A 16,514-nucleotide genomic window follows, 5' to 3' on the forward strand; every position below is an offset into this window, starting at 1 on the left:
GCCGGGATTCTTCACCCACCGATCCGGCCCAGCCGGATCAGCGAAGGAGGAAAAGGCGGGAGTCGCTCCCGCCCGCGAGTTCCGGCCGGTGGAAGCTTCCCTCCACCTCACCCCATCCACCGCGCCGGAACCCTTCCCCACCCACGATCCGCCGGCCGACCCTCCAGATCAGCGAGTCGACCCCCCAATCACGAGTGATGCCCCGGCAATCACGCGAGTCGCCTCCCCAATCACGCGAGATCCGCCCCGAGTCACGCGAGATCCGTCCCCAATCACGCGAGATCCGTCTCCAACCACACGACTTCCGCTTCGAATCACGTGAGTTCCGCCCAGGCCCCGGCCGGTGGCCGCCCCTCGGTCACCGGGCCGGTCCACCTCCTGCGGAACCCCGGTGCCCCGGTCCCGGGGGATGCTTCCCTCCACCTCACCCCCCTCATCCCCCGGATCGGTGAACGCTGCGGTCCCCGTGCTCCGGCACGGGGACCGCGGCCCAGAAGTCCAACGGCACCCGGCCCGTCGCCCGGCCCGCCGCGTCGAGCAGGCGACCCATCAGCTTGACGCTCCGCAGCGTCACCGCGCGGCCGGTGATCTCCAGCCACGGCAGCTTCGCCGCCAGCCCGGCTTCCAGCGGGAGCAAATCCTGCTGCGCGGGCAGCCACACCACCAGCATCAGGTTCTCCGCCCCGGCCAACGCGGCGCACATCCGGACCTCCGGGACCATCGCCAGCGACCGGGCCGTCGTCTCCAGCTTGTCCGGTGGGACGCGCAGCCACAGCGTCACCGTCACCGGCGCCGGTGACACCGACCGCGCGATCTCGCAGCGGACCCGGATCGCGCCGCGGCCGAGCAAGCCGTCCAGCCGGCGGCGCACCGTCGTCGCGCCGATGCCCAGTGACTCCGCCAGTGCCGCCGCCGATGCTCTGGCGTCCGCGCCCAACGCCAAGATCAGTGCCCGGTCCGCCGCATCGAACCGCAGTGGTGTGCGACGGCGGGCCGGCTTCGGTGCCAGCGCCTCGCGCTGACCCGGCGAAATCGCCCGCACCCGCCAGCGGCTGCCCTCGGTGAACATCCGCGGCGACACCGTCGTCCGCACGCGCGTCACGCCCGGCACCGCCGCCACCCGGCCCGCCACGTGCGCCCCCAGCTCCCGCACCGACGGCGTGACGACGTGGGCGAGCAGGTCGCACGGCCCCGCCACGTACTCGACCGTCGCCACGTGGACGTCGGACGCCAGCGCCGAAGCGACCGGCAACGCCGCCCCCGGCTCGCAGTCGATCGCCACGAAGGCCAGTGCCAGCCGCTCGAGGAGCTCGCCGCCGGCGTAGGCGGTGAGCCAGGCGTCCCCGCGCTCCACCAGCGCGTCCCAGCGCCGGGCCGCCGTCACCGCGCCCACGCCGAGTGCGCGGCCGAGCGTCGACCACGACGCCCGCGGCGCCGCCTGGAGCGCGTCGGCCAGTTTGAGGTCCTGCTCGGCCAACATGGCGGATTCTTCGCTCATCAGCCCTCGTGTCGGTGGTTTCTGCGGATTTCCCCGGCCATTGTGCGCGACACTCCCATGATCGGCGGATGACCCTGCGTTCCGATGCCGCCGCCCTGCTCGACGACCTCGTCGCCCTCCGTCGCGACCTGCACAAGATCCCCGAGATCGGCCTGCACCTGCCGCGCACCCAGGACCGGGTCCTCGCCGCGCTGGACGGCCTGCCGCTCGAAATCACCCTGGGCAAGAACCTCTCCTCGATCACCGCGGTCCTCCGGGGAACCAGACCCGGCGGCACCGTCCTCCTGCGCGGCGACATGGACGCGCTCTCGGTCACCGAAGCCAGCGGCGAGGAGTTCAGCTCCACCCTCGACGGCGCCATGCACGCCTGCGGCCACGACCTGCACACCGCCGGTCTCGTCGGCGCCGCCCGGCTGCTCGCCGCTCGCAAGGAAGACCTCCCCGGCGACGTCGTCTTCATGTTCCAGCCGGGCGAAGAAGGCTGGGACGGCGCCGGCCGCATGATCGACGAAGGCGTGCTGACGGCGTCCGGCAAGCCCGTCGACGCCGCCTACGGCCTGCACGTCTCGGCCGCCAGCTACGCGAAGGGCCACTTCGTCGCCCGCCCGGGCACACTGATGGCCGCGTCGGGCGCGCTCGAAGTCCGCGTCAAGGGCGACGGCGGCCACGGCTCGTCGCCGCACGACGCCCGCGACCCCATCCCGGCCGCCTGCGAGATGGTGACCGCCCTGCAGACGATGGTCACGCGCACCTTCGACGTCTTCGACCCGGTCGTGATCACCGTCGGCTCGTTCCACGCCGGCACGCGGCGCAACATCATCCCGGACGACGCCGTGTTCGAGGCGACGCTGCGGTCTTTCTCGCCGGAGGTCGCGGCGCGGGTGGGCGAGCGCGCGGTGCAGGTCTGCCGCGGCATCGCGCAGGCGCACGGACTCGACATCGACGTCACCTACGAACCCGAGTACCCCGCGACGGTCAACGACGCCGGCGCCTACGACTTCGTGGCGGCCACGATCCGCGACGTCTTCGGCGAGGAGCGCTTCACCGAGATGGCCGATCCGATCACCGGTTCGGAGGACTTTTCCCGTGTCCTCGAACGAGTTCCCGGTGCCTACCTGTTCCTCGGTGCCTGCCCCACGGACCCGGCGACCGCGCCGGACAACCACTCGCCGCGGGCCCGCTTCGACGACAGCGTGCTCGGCGACGGCGCCGCGCTGCTGGCCGAGCTCGCCGTCCGCCGGCTCGGGCTGCTGGCCGGGTGAGGCGGATGGTCCACAGTGGAGTGACGACAGGGGACGAGCCGGACCGGCCACAGCCCGGTTGTGCTCGCGAGTACTGTTGCCCTCGTCCTCGGCAATCCTCGCAGGAGGCGGCGTGACGCGCACGGTGTTCACCGGCGGCTCGGTCTTCGACGGCACCGGCGCGGATCCGGCGCCGGCCGACGTCGTCGTCGAGCACGGCCGGATCGTCGACGTCGGCACGGACCTCGACGGCGACGAGGGCGTCGACTGCGCCGGCACGGTGCTGCTGCCCGGGCTGTTCGACTGCCACGTGCACGTGACGGTGTCGGACATCGGGCTGCTGTCGCGGGTGCAGAAGCCGTTCTCCTACCAGTTCTACGAAGCCGCGCGGAACCTGTGGGCGACGCTGGGCCTGGGCATCACGACGGTCCGCGACGCGGCGGGCGCGGACCTCGGCATCAAGGAGGCGGTGGACGACGGCCTGATCCCCGGGCCGCGGCTGCAGATCTCGATCGGCCTGATCAGCCCGACCGGCGGCCACGGCGACGCGTGGCACCCGTCCGGGCTGTGCGTCCCGCTGATGGTGCCGCACCCGGGCCGGCCGGAGACGACGGTCGACGGCCCCGACGAGATGCGCCGGGTGGCGCGGACGCTGCTGCGCGCGGGCGCGGACGTGCTGAAGGTGTGCACGACCGGCGGCGTGCTGTCCCCGCGCGACGACCCGCGGCACTCGCAGTTCACGCCGGAGGAGCTGGACGTCCTGGTGACGGAGGCGGCGATGCAGGGCCGCCCGGTGATGGCGCACGCCCAGGGCGCGGCGGGCATCAAGAACGCGGTCCGCGCGGGCGCCCGCTCGATCGAGCACGGGATCTACCTCGACGACGAGGCGATCGAGCTGATGCTCGGCCACGGCACCTGGCTGGTCCCGACGCTGATCGCCCCGGTGAACGTGGTCCGCGCGGCCGACGCGGGCGTCGACCTCCCGGCGGCGGTGGTGGCGAAAGCGCGCGAAGTGGTGGAGGCGCACCGGGATTCGTTGCGCCGCGCGTATGCGGCGGGCGTCCGGATCGCGATGGGCACGGACAGCGGAGTGGGCCCCCACGGGACGAACCTGGAGGAACTGGCCCTGATGGCGGCGTGCGGCATGACCCCGGGAGACGTCCTGGAGTCGACGACCTCTTCGGCGGCCCGCCTGATGGGCCTGGACGGCGAGCTGGGCCGGCTCGAGCCAGGCCTGCGGGCGGACGTCGTGGTGGTGGCCGGGGACCCGTACGACTTCCCGGCGCTGGCGTCGAACATCCGGGAGGTCTGGAAGGACGGCATCCGGGTCGTCTGACCCCGTGTCGTCCGTTCAAGCACGCGTGTCGTCCGTCAGGGCTCCGGGTTCAGCAGGTCCATCAGCGCCGCGGCGAACTTCGCCGGGTTCCGCTGTGGCGCCAGGTGGGCCCCCGGCATCTCGGTGAACGGCAAGCCCAGCTCCAGGGCCAGGATCTTCGCCGGCTGGTAGTGGTAGCGGCCGCGGCTGCCCTCGCCCGCCACCGGGAAGATCTCCGTGCTCGCCTTGCGCAGGGCCCGCAGGTCCGGGAGGTAGTCGAAGAACTCCGTCAGCTCGCGGTCGAACAGCCGGATCCAGTCGGCTTCGTGGGGGAGGCGGAGGTTCGGCAGGTCCGGCAGTGCCGCGCCGGCGATGGCGTCCGCGAACCGTGTCACCGCGGTCATCAGCTCGCCCGATCGGGCCAGCCGGACCTGTTCCGCCGCCGCTTCGAGCCAGCTGCCCGCGTCCGGCATCAGGTGGACCGCCGGGGGTTCGTGGGCGACCAGCGTCGTCACGTGGTCCGGGTGCCGGGCGACGAGGTCGAGGCCGATCAGTGCGCCCGCGCTCGAGCCGAACACCTGCGCCGGGCCGTCGGCCGCGTGGTCGAGGACCGCCAGTGCGTCGTCCGCCTGCCGCGCCACCGGGACCGGCCCCGTCGTCGTGTCGGTGCTGCCGAAGTGGCCGCGGCGGTCGTAGGTGATCACGGTGAAGTCCGCGTACAGCTGCTTCGCCAGCGCGCGGTAGGCGTCACCCGATCCGGTGCCGCCGGCGATGAGCAGCAGGGCCGGGCCCTCGCCGCCGCGGCGGACGAGGAGCTCGCCGTCCTCCACCGGGCAACGGCTTTCCGAGATCATGCCTCGAAGTGAAGCACAACCTGTTCACCCGACCGCGTGGTGGTCGACCCCGCTAGAGCCGCTCGATGATCGACGCCGTGGCCAGAGCGCCGCCCGCGCACATCGTCACCAGTGCCGTCGACGCGTCCCGCCGCTCCAGCTCGTGCAACGCCGTCGTCAGCAGGCGCGCGCCCGTGCTGCCCACCGGGTGGCCGAGCGCGATCGCGCCGCCGTTGACGTTGACCCGCGAGGGATCCGGCGCCATCACCTGCTGCCACGACAACGCCACCGAAGCGAACGCTTCGTTGACCTCGAACAGGTCCACGTCACCCACGGTCATCCCGGTCCGGGACAGCACCCGTTCCGTCGCGCGGATCGGGCCGTCCAGGTGGTAGTACGGCTCGGCGCCGACCAGGGCCTGTGCGACGATCCGGGCGCGCGGACGCAGGCCCAGCGCCGCCGCCCGCCCGGCGTCCATCAGGAGCAGAGCCGCCGCGCCGTCGGAGATCTGGGACGACGTGCCCGCCGTGTGGACGCCGTCCTCGACCACCGGCTTGAGCCGGGCTAGGCCTTCCGCCGTCGTGTCGCGCAGGCCCTGGTCGCGGGCGACCAAGCGGGTCTCCCCGGTCGGCGAGCCCTCGGACGACAGCACCGGCGCTTTCACCGGCACGACTTCGCGGTCGAAGTGTCCCGCTTCCCACGCGGCCGCGGCCTTCTGTTGCGACGAAGCGCCGAACGCGTCGACGTCCTCGCGCGTCAGCCCGCGGCGGACCGCGATCCGCTCGGCCGCGCCGTACTGGTTGGGCAGGTCGATCGACCACGACGACGGCCGCGGCGACGCGCCCGCGCGGTTCGTGCCCAGCGGCACCCGGCTCATCGCCTCGACCCCGCACGCGACACCGACTTCGACGGCGTCCGCCGCGATGAGGCCGGCGATCAGGTGGGTGGCCTGCTGCGCCGAGCCGCACTGGGCGTCGATCGTCGTCGCGCCCGCCGTCTCGGGCAGGCCCGCGTGCAGCCACGCCGTGCGCGTGACGTTGTTCGACTGCTCACCCGCCTGCGTGACGCAGCCCCCGATGAGCTGCTCGACGAGAGCCGGGTCGATCCCGGCGCGGTCCAGCAGGGCGAGCTGCGCGGCACCCAGCAGCTCGGCCGCGTGCAGGCCGGCCAGCAGCCCGTTCCGCTTGCCGATCGGGGTCCGCACGGCTTCGACGATGACCGGCACGCCCATGTCGTCCCTTTCGTCGGGAAACACTGTTCACTGCCGGAAAAACTAGAACAAGTTATCGTTTTGCGCAAGTCTGCCCAGGTTTCACCCCTTCTTGATCTTGCGGCGGTGAGCAAGCGCTCACCTGGCATCATCGGTTAAGTAAACGGGTTTCACTTACGGTCTTCCCTTGGTTAACACCGTATGCTTCAATCCAACTTAGAACGTGTTACAAGCCGAACCGTGGGAGGCAACGTGGCCGCTCCGCTCATCCCCGCCGGGTTCGACTTCACCGATCCCGATCTCTTGGCAGAGCGACTTCCCGTCGCCGAGTTCGCCGAACTGCGGCGGACCGCCCCGGTGTGGTGGAACCCCCAGAAGCACAACACCGCCGGCTACCGCGACGACGGCTACTGGGTCGTCTCGCGCCACGCGGACGTCAAGGAGGTCTCCCGCGACAGCACGCTGTACTCGTCGCGCGAAAAGACCGCCATCATCCGCTTCGACGAGAACATGACCGAGGACAACCTCGAGGCGAACCGCCTGGTGCTGCTCAACCAGGACGCCCCGCAGCACACGAAGCTGCGGCGGATCGTGTCGAAGGGCTTCACCCCGCGGTCGATCTCGAAGCTCGAGGACACCCTGCGCGACCGCGCCGACCGGATCGTGCACGAGGCACGGAAGAAGGGGTCGGGCGACTTCGTCACCGACGTCGCCTGCGAGCTGCCGCTGCAGGCGATCGCCGAGCTGATCGGCATCCCGCAGGAAGACCGGCTGAAGATCTTCGACTGGTCCAACCAGATGGTCGCCTACGACGACCCCGAGTACGAGGTCGCGCCGCTGGAAGCGTCCGCCCAGCTCGTCGGGTACGCCTGGAACATGGCCGAGGAGCGGCGCAAGTGCCCGATGGACGACATCGCCACCAAGCTCATCCAGGCCGACGTCGACGGTGAATCGCTCGGCTCCGACGAGTTCGGGTTCTTCGTCATCCTGCTCGCCGTCGCCGGCAACGAGACGACGCGCAACGCCATCACCCACGGCATGAAGGCCTTCCTGGACCACCCGGACCAATGGGCACTGTTCAAGGAGCAGCGGCCGAAGACCGCGCCCGACGAGATCGTCCGCTGGGCCACCCCGATCGTCGCCTTCCAGCGCACCGCCACCCGGGACACCGAGCTCGGCGGCGCGCAGATCCGCAAGGGCGACCGCGTCGGGATGTTCTACAGCTCGGCCAACTTCGACCACGAGGTCTTCGAAAACCCGGAGAAGTTCGACATCTTCCGCGAGGACAACCCGCACGTCGGCTTCGGCGGCACGGGGTCGCACTACTGCATCGGCGCCAACCTGGCCCGGCTGGAGATCGACCTGATCTTCAACGCCATCGCCGACGTGATGCCGGACATCGCCGAGGCCGCACCCCCCGTGCGGCTGCGGTCGAGCTGGATCAACGGCATCAAGCACTACCCGGTGAACTACGGCTGACCGCCGCGGCGCCGCGGCCTGCCCCGGGCCGCGGCGCTGCCGTCCGGCGGGCCGTGGCCCGGCCGGGGTGACATCATGACCCGATGGCAGTGCGAGCGACCGTGGACGTCGAGTTCGCCATCCGCGTCACCAAGCCGGGGCCCGCGGCGATCTCGGTGTCCGCCGCGCACGCCGACACCGAGGAGCTCACCGTGTCCTGGCACGGCGGGAGCGAGCTCGTCGAGTTCGCGCACGGCACCCGGGCCGAGGTCTTCGCCCTGCCCGCCGGGGAGCACCGCGTCACCTACCACGCCGAGCGCGCGCTGACCGACCCCGAACCCGAGCCCGTCACGCTCGCCGACGTCGCCGTGTTCACCCGGCCGAGCCGGTACTGCCCGTCCGATCGCGTCGCCGGGCTCGTGCCGCCGGAAATCGTGAAGCTCAAGAACGCCGGGAAACAAGTCGAAGCCATCGTCCGGCACGTCCACAGCAGACTGTCCTATGTGGTCGGTTCCGGCCGGGCCACCGACGACGCGATCGACACCCTGCTCGCCGGCGAAGGCGTCTGCCGTGACTTCGCGCACGTCTGCATCACCCTGTGCCGCTTCCTCGACATCCCCGCGCGCTACGTCGGCGTCTACGCGCCCGGGCTCGCGCCGATGGACTTCCACGCCGTCTTCGAAGCCGCGGTCGACGGCCACTGGTACGTCTTCGACGCCACCCGCCTCGCGCCACGGCAGACCATGCTGCGGATCTCCACCGGCCGCGACGCCGCCGACACCGCCTTCCTCGCCACGCTCGGCGGCGAACTCGACTTCCTCGGCAGCACCGTGTTCGCGACGACGGACGCCGCGCTGCCCGTCGACGACGGGTCCGGGCTGGTCGTTCTGGGCTGATCCCGCGTGTTGCCTGCGCAAAGACGGCCCCGGCTGGGTAGACAGTCTTCGTGAAGAGTTCCCCCAAGGCGCCGAGCCCCTGGGCCCGGGCACGAGCCCGGTACCGGTGGCTGGACCACATCGCCCGCGCGACCAACCGCTACATCGACTCCGGCGGCTACCACTACGTCGCTTCGATCACCTACTTCAGCCTGCTGTCGCTGGTGCCGCTGCTGATGGTCGCCTCGTCGGTCGCCGGGTTCGTGCTGGCCACCCAGCCGCACCTGCTCGACACGATGGTGCACGCGATCGTCAGCACGCTGCCCGGCGCGCTCGGGGACAAGGCCACCGAACTGCTCACCGGCTTCGTCGAGCAGCGCACCAGCGTCGGCGTGGTCGGCCTCGCCATCGGCCTGTACTCGGGCTGGAACTGGATGAACGCCGTGCGGGATTCGCTGACGGCGCTGTGGGGGCAGAACCGCTCGGACCAGTCGCTGCTGCGGCTGATCCTCGTCGACCTGCTCGCGCTGCTCGGCCTGAGCGCGGCGCTGCTCGTGTCGTTCCTGCTCACCATCTCCGGCACCGCGCTCGGCAGCTACCTGCTCCGGCTCGTCGGCCTGGACGACACGAGCTGGGGCCACCAGCTCGTGTCGGCGTCGTCGGTGCCGCTGTCGCTGGCCGCCGACTGGCTGGTGTTCCTGTGGGTGCTCACCCGGCTGCCGCGGCAGAAGGTCGGCGTGCGCAGCGCGGTCCGCGGCGCGGTGGCGATGGCCGTCGGCTTCGAGGCGCTGAAGCTGGCCGGCGGCTTCTACCTCCGGCTCATCGGCGACTCGCCGACCGGGATCGCGTTCGGCTCGATCATCGGTCTCATCTTCTTCATCTCGCTCGTCGCGCGGCTGCTGGTCTACGTCACGGCGTGGACGGCGACCGGCTCGGACGCGCCGCCGAAGCCGGTCCAGCCGCCCGCGCCGGTGGTGCTGAAGCCGGTGGTCGTGGTGGACCCGCCGATGGCCGTGCCCGCCACGGTCGGCGTGGTGACGGGCGTGCTCGGCACCCTCCTCGCGCTGGGGTTGCGCCGCCGCGCCCGCCGCTGACCCGCCACTTTCACGTGAAAGTGCCCACCAGGGGGCGTCACTTTCACGTGAAAGTGACGCTCAGGAGGCGGGTTTTTCGGAGCCGACCAGCCACATCGAGAAGTACTGGGAGCCGCCGCCGTAGGCGTGGCCGAGTGCGCGGCGGGCGCCGTCCACCTGGTAGTCCCCGGCCCGGCCCATCACCTGCTTCGCCGCCTCCGAGAACCGCAGCATGCCCGACGCGCCGATCGGGTTCGACGACAGCACCCCGCCGGACGGGTTGCACGGGAGACGGCCGCCGATCGCCGTCTCGCCCTTCTCGGTCACCTTCCAGCCCTCGCCTTCGGGCGCGAAACCCAGGTTCTCCAGCCACATCGGCTCGAACCACGAGAACGGCACGTAGATCTCCGCGACGTCCACTTCGGACATCGGGTCGGTGATCCCCGCCTCGGCCCACAGCGCGGCCGCGGCCTCGCGTCCGGCCCGGGGGTTCACCTGGTCGCGGCCGGCGAACGTGGTCGGCTCGGTGCGCATCGCCGTCGCGTGGATCCAGGCCGCCCCACCGGGAACCGCGTCCCCGGCGGCCTCGTCGCCGAGCACCATCGCGCACGCGCCGTCGGACGACGGGCACGTCTCGTCGTAGCGGATCGGGTCCCACAGCATCTGCGACGCCCGCACCGACTCGACGGTGATGTCCGGCTGCTGCAGGTGCGCATACGGGTTCAAAGCGCCGTTGCGCCGGTCCTTCGCCGCGACGATCGCGCCGACGTGCTCGGGCGCCCCCGAACGGCGGATGTAGGAACGCACGTGCGGCGCGAAGTAGCCACCGGCGCCGGCGCCGACCGGCATCTGGAACGGCGGCAGGATCGACAGGCCCCACATCGCGTTCGACTCGGACTGCTTCTCGTACGCCACCGTGAGCACCCGCCGGTGCACGCCCGCCTGGATGAGCGACGCCGCGACCAGCGCCGTCGACCCGCCCACCGACCCGGCGGTGTGCACGCGCAGCAGCGGTTTCCCGGTCGCGCCGAGGGAGTCGGCGAGGAACAGCTCGGGCATCATGACGCCCTCGAACAGGTCCGGCGCCTTGCCGAGCACGACGGCGTCGATGTCGGCCCACTCCACCTGGGCGTCGAGCATGGCGCGGTCGATCGCCTCGCGCAGCAGGCCCGGCATGGAGACGTCCTGGCGCTTGGCGCGGTGGTGCGTCTGGCCGGTGCCGAGCACGGCGGTGAGCTGCTTGGTCATCGGGCCTCCAGCACGGTCACCAGGTTCTGTTGCAGGGCCGGCCCGCTCGTCGCGTGCGCCACGGCCTTGCGGGATTCGCCGTCGTGGATCCGGACCGCCGCTTCGCCGATCCGGGCCAGCCCGGCGGAGAACATCGGGTTCGCGGCCAGTGCCCCGCCGGAGGGGTTGATCTGCACGCCGTCGCCGAGCCCGAGCGCGGTGCGCAGGATGAGCTCCTGGTGCGTGAAGGGCGCGTGCAGCTCGGCGAGGTCGACGCCGTCGAGGTCCAGCGCCTTCGCCGCGGCTTCGGTGGACGGCGAGCGCGTCAGGTCGCGGGCGCCGAGCACGGGGGAGTCGACGCGGTGCTCGATGCCGGTGATCACCGCCGGCCGTTCGACGATCTCCCGCGCGCGTTCCACAGTGGACAAGACGATGACGGCGGCGCCGTCGGTGATCGGCGCGATGTCGTGCCTGCGCAACGGATCGGCGTAGTAGGGCGTGTCGAGGAGTTCCGCGACGTCCCGGCCGGTCCCGCGCGCGGCGACTTCGGCGAGGTCCTTTTCGGACCAGAGCCCGGCCTCCAGGCCCAGCCGTGCCTGGATCCCGGCGATCGAGACCGAGTCCGGCCACAGCGGCGTGACGACGTACGGGTCGAGCTGCAGGGCGAGCACCCGGCGCAGCTGCCCGGCGCTGGACTTGCCGAAGCCGTAGACGAGCGCGGTCTCGACCTCGCCCATCTTGATCTTCAGCCACGCCTCGTACAGCGCCCAGGCGGCGTCCATCTCGACGTGCGACTCGTGGATCGGCGGGAACGCGCCGATCGCGTCGACGGCGGCGATGAAGGAGAACGCGCGGCCGGCCAGGTAGTCCGACGAGCCGGAGCACCAGAACCCGATGTCCTGTTTGGACAACCCGGTCTGCGCGAAGACCTCGGCGAAGATCGGGACGAGCATCTCCACGCCGTTGGTGGTGCCCGGGGTTTCGCGGACGTTGGGGGCCTTCGCGAAGCCCGCGATCGCGACGTCTGGCATCAGGACCTCACAGGTGGTGGGCGAAGGTTTCGTAAGCCGCGTCCGGCTCACCGGTCGGCTCGAAGTGGCTGATGTTCTCCAGCGACGTCCACCACTCCTCGCGCGGCTTCCACGCGGCGCGCACGCGCATGCCCATCCGGACGTCCTCGGCGGCGCAGCCGAGCACGAGGTGCAGGAAGGCGATGTCGGCGCCGTCGAGCAGGATGTACGCGGCGACGTACGGCGGCTTGAGCCGCTGGCCGAGGAACGGGACGTTGACGATGCAGAACGTGGTGACGATGCCGGTGTCGGGCAGCTCGACCTCTTCGGTGGTCGGCACGCCGTCGGTCGGGCAGGCGCCGCGCGGCGGGATGTAGACCTTCCCGCAGGCGGGACAGCGCTGGCCGATCATCTTCCCCTCGGCGAGCCCGCGCAGGTAGGTGCTCTCCTCGGGCGAGGCGGAGTGCATGTACTTGAGGTGCACCGGGGTGATGACGACGCTGACCGGCGCGCCTTCTTCGCGTTCGGCGACCGGGGGAGCGGGCTCGGTGGGCGTGGTGTCTTCGGCGTCGGCCGGCAGGAAGTAGGCGATGTCGCGGATGTGCCCCACGACCTCGTCGGCCCACCGCACGCGCACCCGCTGTCCACTGTGGATCTTGTCCGGCGAGCCGGCGTCGACGGCGTGCAGCATCGGGGTGTCGGCCCCGTCGAGCTTGACGAGCGCCCAGGCGAAGGGCCGGCCCAGCGGCTGCCCGTCGAGGGGCTCGGGGCACCACGACCACGAGACGACCGTGCCTTCGGTGGCGACCGGGACGAACTCGCCGAGCTGTTCGGCGGTCACCGGGTCGTACTCGACCGGCGGGACGTGCACGCGCCCGTCACTGCCCCGGATGCCCTCGATGCGGTGGTCGCGCAAGGAGTTGACGAACCGGCCGAGGACGGGCCCGGTCGAGCGGGTGTAGTCGAAGCCGACGTTCAGCGGTGCCGCAAGCGGTGTCTCCGTCACGTCCTTGAGTGAAACACGTTCTCGTTCTGCCGACAAGATTCCTCCGCGGGCTCCTCTGGTTGGAAAGGAACGTGTTCTCGGTCAGCGACCCGTGAAGTCCGGCTTCCGCTTCTCCGAGAACGCCCGCGGTCCCTCCTTGGCGTCCTCCGACGCGAAGACCTCGATGCCGTACTGCGAGTCCAGCTTGAAGGCCTCTTCCTCGTGCAGCCCCTCCGTGTCGCGGATCGTCCGCAGGATCGCCCGCACGGCCAGCGGCCCGTTCGCGTTGATCAGGGAAGCCAGCTCCAGGGCCTTCGTGAGTGCCGAGCCGTCCGGGACGACGTGCCCGATCAAGCCGATGGCCAGGGCTTCGGAAGCGGACAGATGACGTCCGGTCAGCAGGATGTCCGCCGCCACCGTGTACGGGATCTGGCGCACCAGCCGCACCGCCGACCCGCCCATCGGGAACAGGCCCCAGCGTGCCTCCGACACCCCGAACCGGGCCGACTCGCCCGCCACCCGGATGTCCGTGCCCTGGAGGATCTCGGTCCCGCCCGCGATCGCCGGGCCCTCGACCGCTGCGATCAGGGGTTTCGTGAGGCGGCGGCCCTTCAGGAGCCCGGGGATCCGTGAAGGGTCGAACTTGCCCGACGCGAACGACTCCGACGGCGAGTTGCGGGACATCGACTTCAGGTCCGCGCCCGCGCAGAACGCGCCACCCGCGCCGGTCAGGATGCAGCTGCGGATCGAGTCGTCGGAATCGACCCGGTCCCAGGCCTCGACCATGATCGACATCATCTCGCCGGTGATCGCGTTGCGCGCCTCGGGCCGGTTCATCGTGACGACCAGGGTCTGGCCCTCCTGCGTCACCAGCGCGTGCGGTTCACCCACGGAAGACCTCCTGAAGGAGCAGTGCCATTGCCCGGAACGATAACATGTTCTACTTTGAGGGCGTGGCACTCAACATCGCGGATCTTCTGGAGCACGCCGTCGACGCCGTGCCGGAGCGCGTCGCGGTCGTGTGCGGCGACCGGCAAGTCACCTTCGCCGAACTGGAGGCGCGGGCCAACCGGCTCGCCCACCACCTCGCCGCGCACGGCGTGGGACGCGGATCCCACATCGGGGTCTACTCCCGCAACTCGATCGAGGCCTTGGAGGCGATGATCGCGGCGTACAAGCTGCGCGCGATCGCCGTCAACGTCAACTACCGCTACGTGCACGGCGAACTCGTCTACCTCTTCAACGACGCCGAGATCGTCGCGCTCGTCCACCAGCGCAGCTACGCCGACAAGGTCGCGGCGGTGCTGCCGGAAGCGCCGAAACTGAAACACGTTGTCGTGATCGACGACGGCAGTGACGGCGACTACGAACGCTACGGCGGCGTCGAATACGAAACCGCCCTCGAGGCGCAGAGCCCCGAGCGGGACTTCGGGGAGCGCAGCGGCGACGACCTCTACATCCTCTACACCGGCGGCACCACGGGCTACCCGAAGGGCGTGCTCTGGCGGCAGGAGGACGTCTGGCGCGCGCTCGGCGGCGGGATCAACTTCGTCACCGGCGAGTACGTCCCGGACGAGTGGACGCTCGCCGAGCAGGGCAAGCTGGGCAGCCTGAGCCGGCTGCCGTGCGCGCCCCTGATCCACGGCGCCGCGCAGTGGGCCGCGTTCGGCGCCCTGTTCACCGGCAGCCCGGTGATCTTCGTGCCCCACTTCGACGCCCACGAGATCTGGAAGGCCGTCCAGAAGCACAAGGTCCAGGTCCTCACGATCGTCGGCGACGCGATGGCCCGGCCGCTCATCGAGGCCTACTACGAGGGTGGCTACGACGCTTCGTCGATCGTCGCAGTGTCGAGCCACGCCGCGCTGTTCTCGCAGTCGGTGAAACAGCAGTTCGTCGAGCTCGTGCCGCCCCACGCCCTGGTCACCGACGCGATCGGCGCGTCGGAGAGCGGCTTCACCGGGATCGGCGCGGTGGCCAAGGGCGCCGACCACAGCGCCGGCCCGCGGGTGAACTTCGGCCAGGACGCCGTCCTGCTCGACGAAGACGGCACCATCGTCGAGAAGAAGCCCGGCGCGACCGGGCTGATCGGCCGCCGCGGGCACGTCCCGCTCGGCTACTACAACGATCCCGAGAAGAGCAAGAAGATCTTCGTCGAGGTCGACGGCGTCCGCTACGTCGTGCCGGGCGACTACGCCCGCTACGAGGAGGACGGCACCGTCACGCTGCTCGGCCGCGGCTCGCAGTGCGTCAACACCGGCGGCGAGAAGGTCTACCCGGAGGAGGTCGAAGGGGCGCTCAAGTCGCACCCCGACGTCTTCGACGCGCTCGTCATCGGCGTCCCGGACGAGCGGCTCGGCCAGCGCGTCGCCGCCGTCGTCCAGCTCCGCGAAGGTGCCGAAGCCGACCTGGCCGCGCTCGAAGAGCACGTCCGCGGCGAGATCGCCGGGTACAAGGTGCCGCGCACGATCTGGCTGGCCGGCGAGATCGGGCGTTCGCCCAGCGGCAAGCCGGACTACCCGTGGGCCCAGCGCTACGCCGCCGACCACGAACCGGCCACGGCCCAGCCCGTCTGAGCCCCCGACTACTGATCCGGAAGGGCACTTTCACGTGAAAGTGCCCGTCCGGGAGGAGGACAAGAGTGCGGACAGCTCTGTGCGACCGGCTCGGCATCGACCTGCCGATCGTCGGGTTCACCCCGTCGGAGCACGTCGCCGCGGCGCTCAGCCGCGCCGGCGGGCTCGGCGTGCTCGGCTGCGTGCGGTTCAACGACGCCGCCGAGCTCGACCGGGTGCTCACCTGGATGGACGAGAACACCGGCGGCAAGCCCTACGGCGTCGACATCGTCATGCCGGCGAAGGTGCCCGCCGAGGGCACCCAGGTCGACCTGGCGAAGCTGATCCCGGACGGCCACCGCGCGTTCGTCGACCGCGTGCTTCGCGAGTTGTCCGTCCCGCCGCTGCCGGACGACACCGACGAGCGCGCGGGGGTGCTCGGCTGGCTGCACTCGGTCGCCCGGTCGCACGTCGAGGTCGCGCTGAACCACCCGATCAAGCTGATCGCCAACGCGCTCGGCTCGCCGCCGGCCGACGTGATCGGCCAGTGCCACGAGCGCGGGGTCCCGGTGGCGGCGCTCGCCGGGAAGGCCGAGCACGCGGTGCGGCACGTCGAAAACGGCGTCGACTTCGTGGTGGCCCAGGGCTACGAAGCCGGCGGGCACACCGGCGAGATCGCGTCCATGGTGCTGGTGCCGGAGATCGTCGACGCCGTCGACGTGCCGGTGCTCGCCGCGGGCGGGATCGGGTCCGGCCGCCAGGTGGCCGCGGCGCTCGCGCTCGGCGCGTCCGGCGTCTGGATGGGCTCGACGTGGCTCACCACCGAGGAGTACCTGCAGACCATGGCGACGTCGGGGGCGATCCAGCAGGCGCTCGTCGCGGCGTCGTCGTCCGACACCGTGCGGACGCGGATCTACACCGGCAAGCCGGCCCGGCTGCTCAAGACCCGCTGGACCGAGGCGTGGGCCGCGCCGGACGCGCCCGAGCCGTTGCCGATGCCGCTGCAGAACCTGCTGGTTTCCCCGGCCCACAACCGGATCCACGCCACGAACGACCCGGAGCTGGTGTCGATGCCGGTCGGGCAGATCGTCGGCCGGATGAACGCGGTCCGCCCGGTCGCCGACGTCGTCGCGGACCTGGTGAACGGCTACGAAGAAGCGTTGTCCCGCTTGGACAAGACCCGCTGAACGCGAAGGAAGGGGCCCCGCTGCGGCGGGGCCCCTTCTTCGTGCGCGAA

Annotated in this window: 14 protein-coding genes; 7 read left to right on the forward strand and 7 right to left on the reverse strand. The window is 71.2% G+C overall.

The window, feature by feature from the left end; all coding sequences use genetic code 11:
* Positions 1 to 433: 433 nt before the first annotated feature.
* Complete coding sequence (locus BLW76_RS16255; protein ID WP_244170181.1) at positions 434 to 1,498, reverse strand: Lrp/AsnC family transcriptional regulator; 1,065 nt, start codon at positions 1,496 to 1,498, stop codon at positions 434 to 436.
* Positions 1,499 to 1,566: 68 nt separating this feature from the next.
* Between BLW76_RS16255 and BLW76_RS16260 the strand changes: the two genes are divergently transcribed.
* Positions 1,567 to 2,760, forward strand: coding sequence for a M20 metallopeptidase family protein (locus tag BLW76_RS16260; RefSeq protein WP_091307987.1), 1,194 nt, complete (start codon positions 1,567 to 1,569; stop codon positions 2,758 to 2,760).
* 112 nt (positions 2,761 to 2,872) lie between these two features.
* Positions 2,873 to 4,075, forward strand: coding sequence for a metal-dependent hydrolase family protein (locus tag BLW76_RS16265; RefSeq protein WP_091307988.1), 1,203 nt, complete (start codon positions 2,873 to 2,875; stop codon positions 4,073 to 4,075).
* 35 nt (positions 4,076 to 4,110) lie between these two features.
* Here the strand turns inward: BLW76_RS16265 and BLW76_RS16270 are convergent, their stop codons facing one another.
* Together BLW76_RS16270 and BLW76_RS16275 are read right to left on the reverse strand one after the other, a co-directional pair.
* Positions 4,111 to 4,908 (reverse strand): alpha/beta fold hydrolase, encoded by a 798-nt coding sequence (locus BLW76_RS16270; protein ID WP_167384624.1) that lies wholly within the window; start codon positions 4,906 to 4,908, stop codon positions 4,111 to 4,113.
* Between the two features lie 52 nt (positions 4,909 to 4,960).
* Positions 4,961 to 6,118 (reverse strand): steroid 3-ketoacyl-CoA thiolase, encoded by a 1,158-nt coding sequence (locus BLW76_RS16275; RefSeq protein WP_091307991.1) that lies wholly within the window; start codon positions 6,116 to 6,118, stop codon positions 4,961 to 4,963.
* 231 nt (positions 6,119 to 6,349) lie between these two features.
* On the opposite strand from BLW76_RS16275, the gene BLW76_RS16280 reads away from it, so the two are divergent.
* The 3 genes from BLW76_RS16280 (at position 6,350) to BLW76_RS16290 (ending at position 9,524) form a co-directional block, all read left to right on the forward strand.
* Entirely contained in the window at positions 6,350 to 7,576 is a 1,227-nt protein-coding gene (locus BLW76_RS16280) for a cytochrome P450 (protein WP_167384625.1), read from the forward strand.
* Between the two features lie 83 nt (positions 7,577 to 7,659).
* A complete protein-coding gene (locus tag BLW76_RS16285) occupies positions 7,660 to 8,451 on the forward strand; it encodes a transglutaminase-like domain-containing protein (protein WP_091307996.1) in 792 nt (263 codons plus the stop codon).
* A gap of 50 nt (positions 8,452 to 8,501) precedes the next feature.
* Positions 8,502 to 9,524: a YhjD/YihY/BrkB family envelope integrity protein gene (locus tag BLW76_RS16290; protein ID WP_091307999.1), complete on the forward strand. Its 1,023-nt coding sequence runs from the start codon at positions 8,502 to 8,504 to the stop codon at positions 9,522 to 9,524.
* Positions 9,525 to 9,584: 60 nt separating this feature from the next.
* Here the strand turns inward: BLW76_RS16290 and BLW76_RS16295 are convergent, their stop codons facing one another.
* The 4 genes from BLW76_RS16295 to BLW76_RS16310 all read right to left on the reverse strand — a co-directional run bounded on the left by BLW76_RS16295 (position 9,585) and on the right by BLW76_RS16310 (position 13,616).
* A complete protein-coding gene (locus BLW76_RS16295; RefSeq protein ID WP_091308002.1) occupies positions 9,585 to 10,751 on the reverse strand; it encodes a thiolase domain-containing protein in 1,167 nt (388 codons plus the stop codon).
* Positions 10,748 to 11,761, reverse strand: coding sequence for a thiolase domain-containing protein (locus BLW76_RS16300; protein ID WP_091308004.1), 1,014 nt, complete (start codon positions 11,759 to 11,761; stop codon positions 10,748 to 10,750). Before BLW76_RS16300 ends, BLW76_RS16295 begins: the two co-directional genes overlap by 4 nt.
* Positions 11,762 to 11,768: 7 nt before the next feature.
* Positions 11,769 to 12,746, reverse strand: coding sequence for a Zn-ribbon domain-containing OB-fold protein (locus BLW76_RS16305; protein ID WP_091308007.1), 978 nt, complete (start codon positions 12,744 to 12,746; stop codon positions 11,769 to 11,771).
* Positions 12,747 to 12,827: 81 nt separating this feature from the next.
* Positions 12,828 to 13,616 (reverse strand): crotonase/enoyl-CoA hydratase family protein, encoded by a 789-nt coding sequence (locus tag BLW76_RS16310; protein ID WP_091308009.1) that lies wholly within the window; start codon positions 13,614 to 13,616, stop codon positions 12,828 to 12,830.
* 62 nt (positions 13,617 to 13,678) lie between these two features.
* On the opposite strand from BLW76_RS16310, the gene BLW76_RS16315 reads away from it, so the two are divergent.
* Positions 13,679 to 15,298 carry an acyl-CoA synthetase gene (locus BLW76_RS16315; RefSeq protein ID WP_208613306.1) on the forward strand — a complete coding sequence of 540 codons (1,620 nt, stop codon included), beginning with the start codon at positions 13,679 to 13,681 and terminating at the stop codon, positions 15,296 to 15,298.
* Positions 15,299 to 15,363: 65 nt separating this feature from the next.
* Complete coding sequence (locus BLW76_RS16320) at positions 15,364 to 16,464, forward strand: NAD(P)H-dependent flavin oxidoreductase (RefSeq protein WP_091308016.1); 1,101 nt, start codon at positions 15,364 to 15,366, stop codon at positions 16,462 to 16,464.
* Positions 16,465 to 16,514 lie beyond the last annotated feature (50 nt).

The sequence above is a fragment of the Amycolatopsis tolypomycina genome (assembly GCF_900105945.1).
Classification (GTDB): Bacteria; Actinomycetota; Actinomycetes; order Mycobacteriales; family Pseudonocardiaceae; genus Amycolatopsis; species Amycolatopsis tolypomycina.

Coding starts and splice junctions, on each gene's coding strand:
- BLW76_RS16260 (WP_091307987.1), top strand. CDS start 1,567: ATGACCCTGCGTTCCGATGCCGCCGCCCTGCTCGACGACCTCGTCGCC.
- BLW76_RS16255 (WP_244170181.1), bottom strand. CDS start 1,498: ATGAGCGAAGAATCCGCCATGTTGGCCGAGCAGGACCTCAAACTGGCC.
- BLW76_RS16270 (WP_167384624.1), bottom strand. CDS start 4,908: ATGATCTCGGAAAGCCGTTGCCCGGTGGAGGACGGCGAGCTCCTCGTC.
- BLW76_RS16295 (WP_091308002.1), bottom strand. CDS start 10,751: ATGACCAAGCAGCTCACCGCCGTGCTCGGCACCGGCCAGACGCACCAC.
- BLW76_RS16275 (WP_091307991.1), bottom strand. CDS start 6,118: ATGGGCGTGCCGGTCATCGTCGAAGCCGTGCGGACCCCGATCGGCAAG.
- BLW76_RS16285 (WP_091307996.1), top strand. CDS start 7,660: ATGGCAGTGCGAGCGACCGTGGACGTCGAGTTCGCCATCCGCGTCACC.
- BLW76_RS16300 (WP_091308004.1), bottom strand. CDS start 11,761: ATGCCAGACGTCGCGATCGCGGGCTTCGCGAAGGCCCCCAACGTCCGC.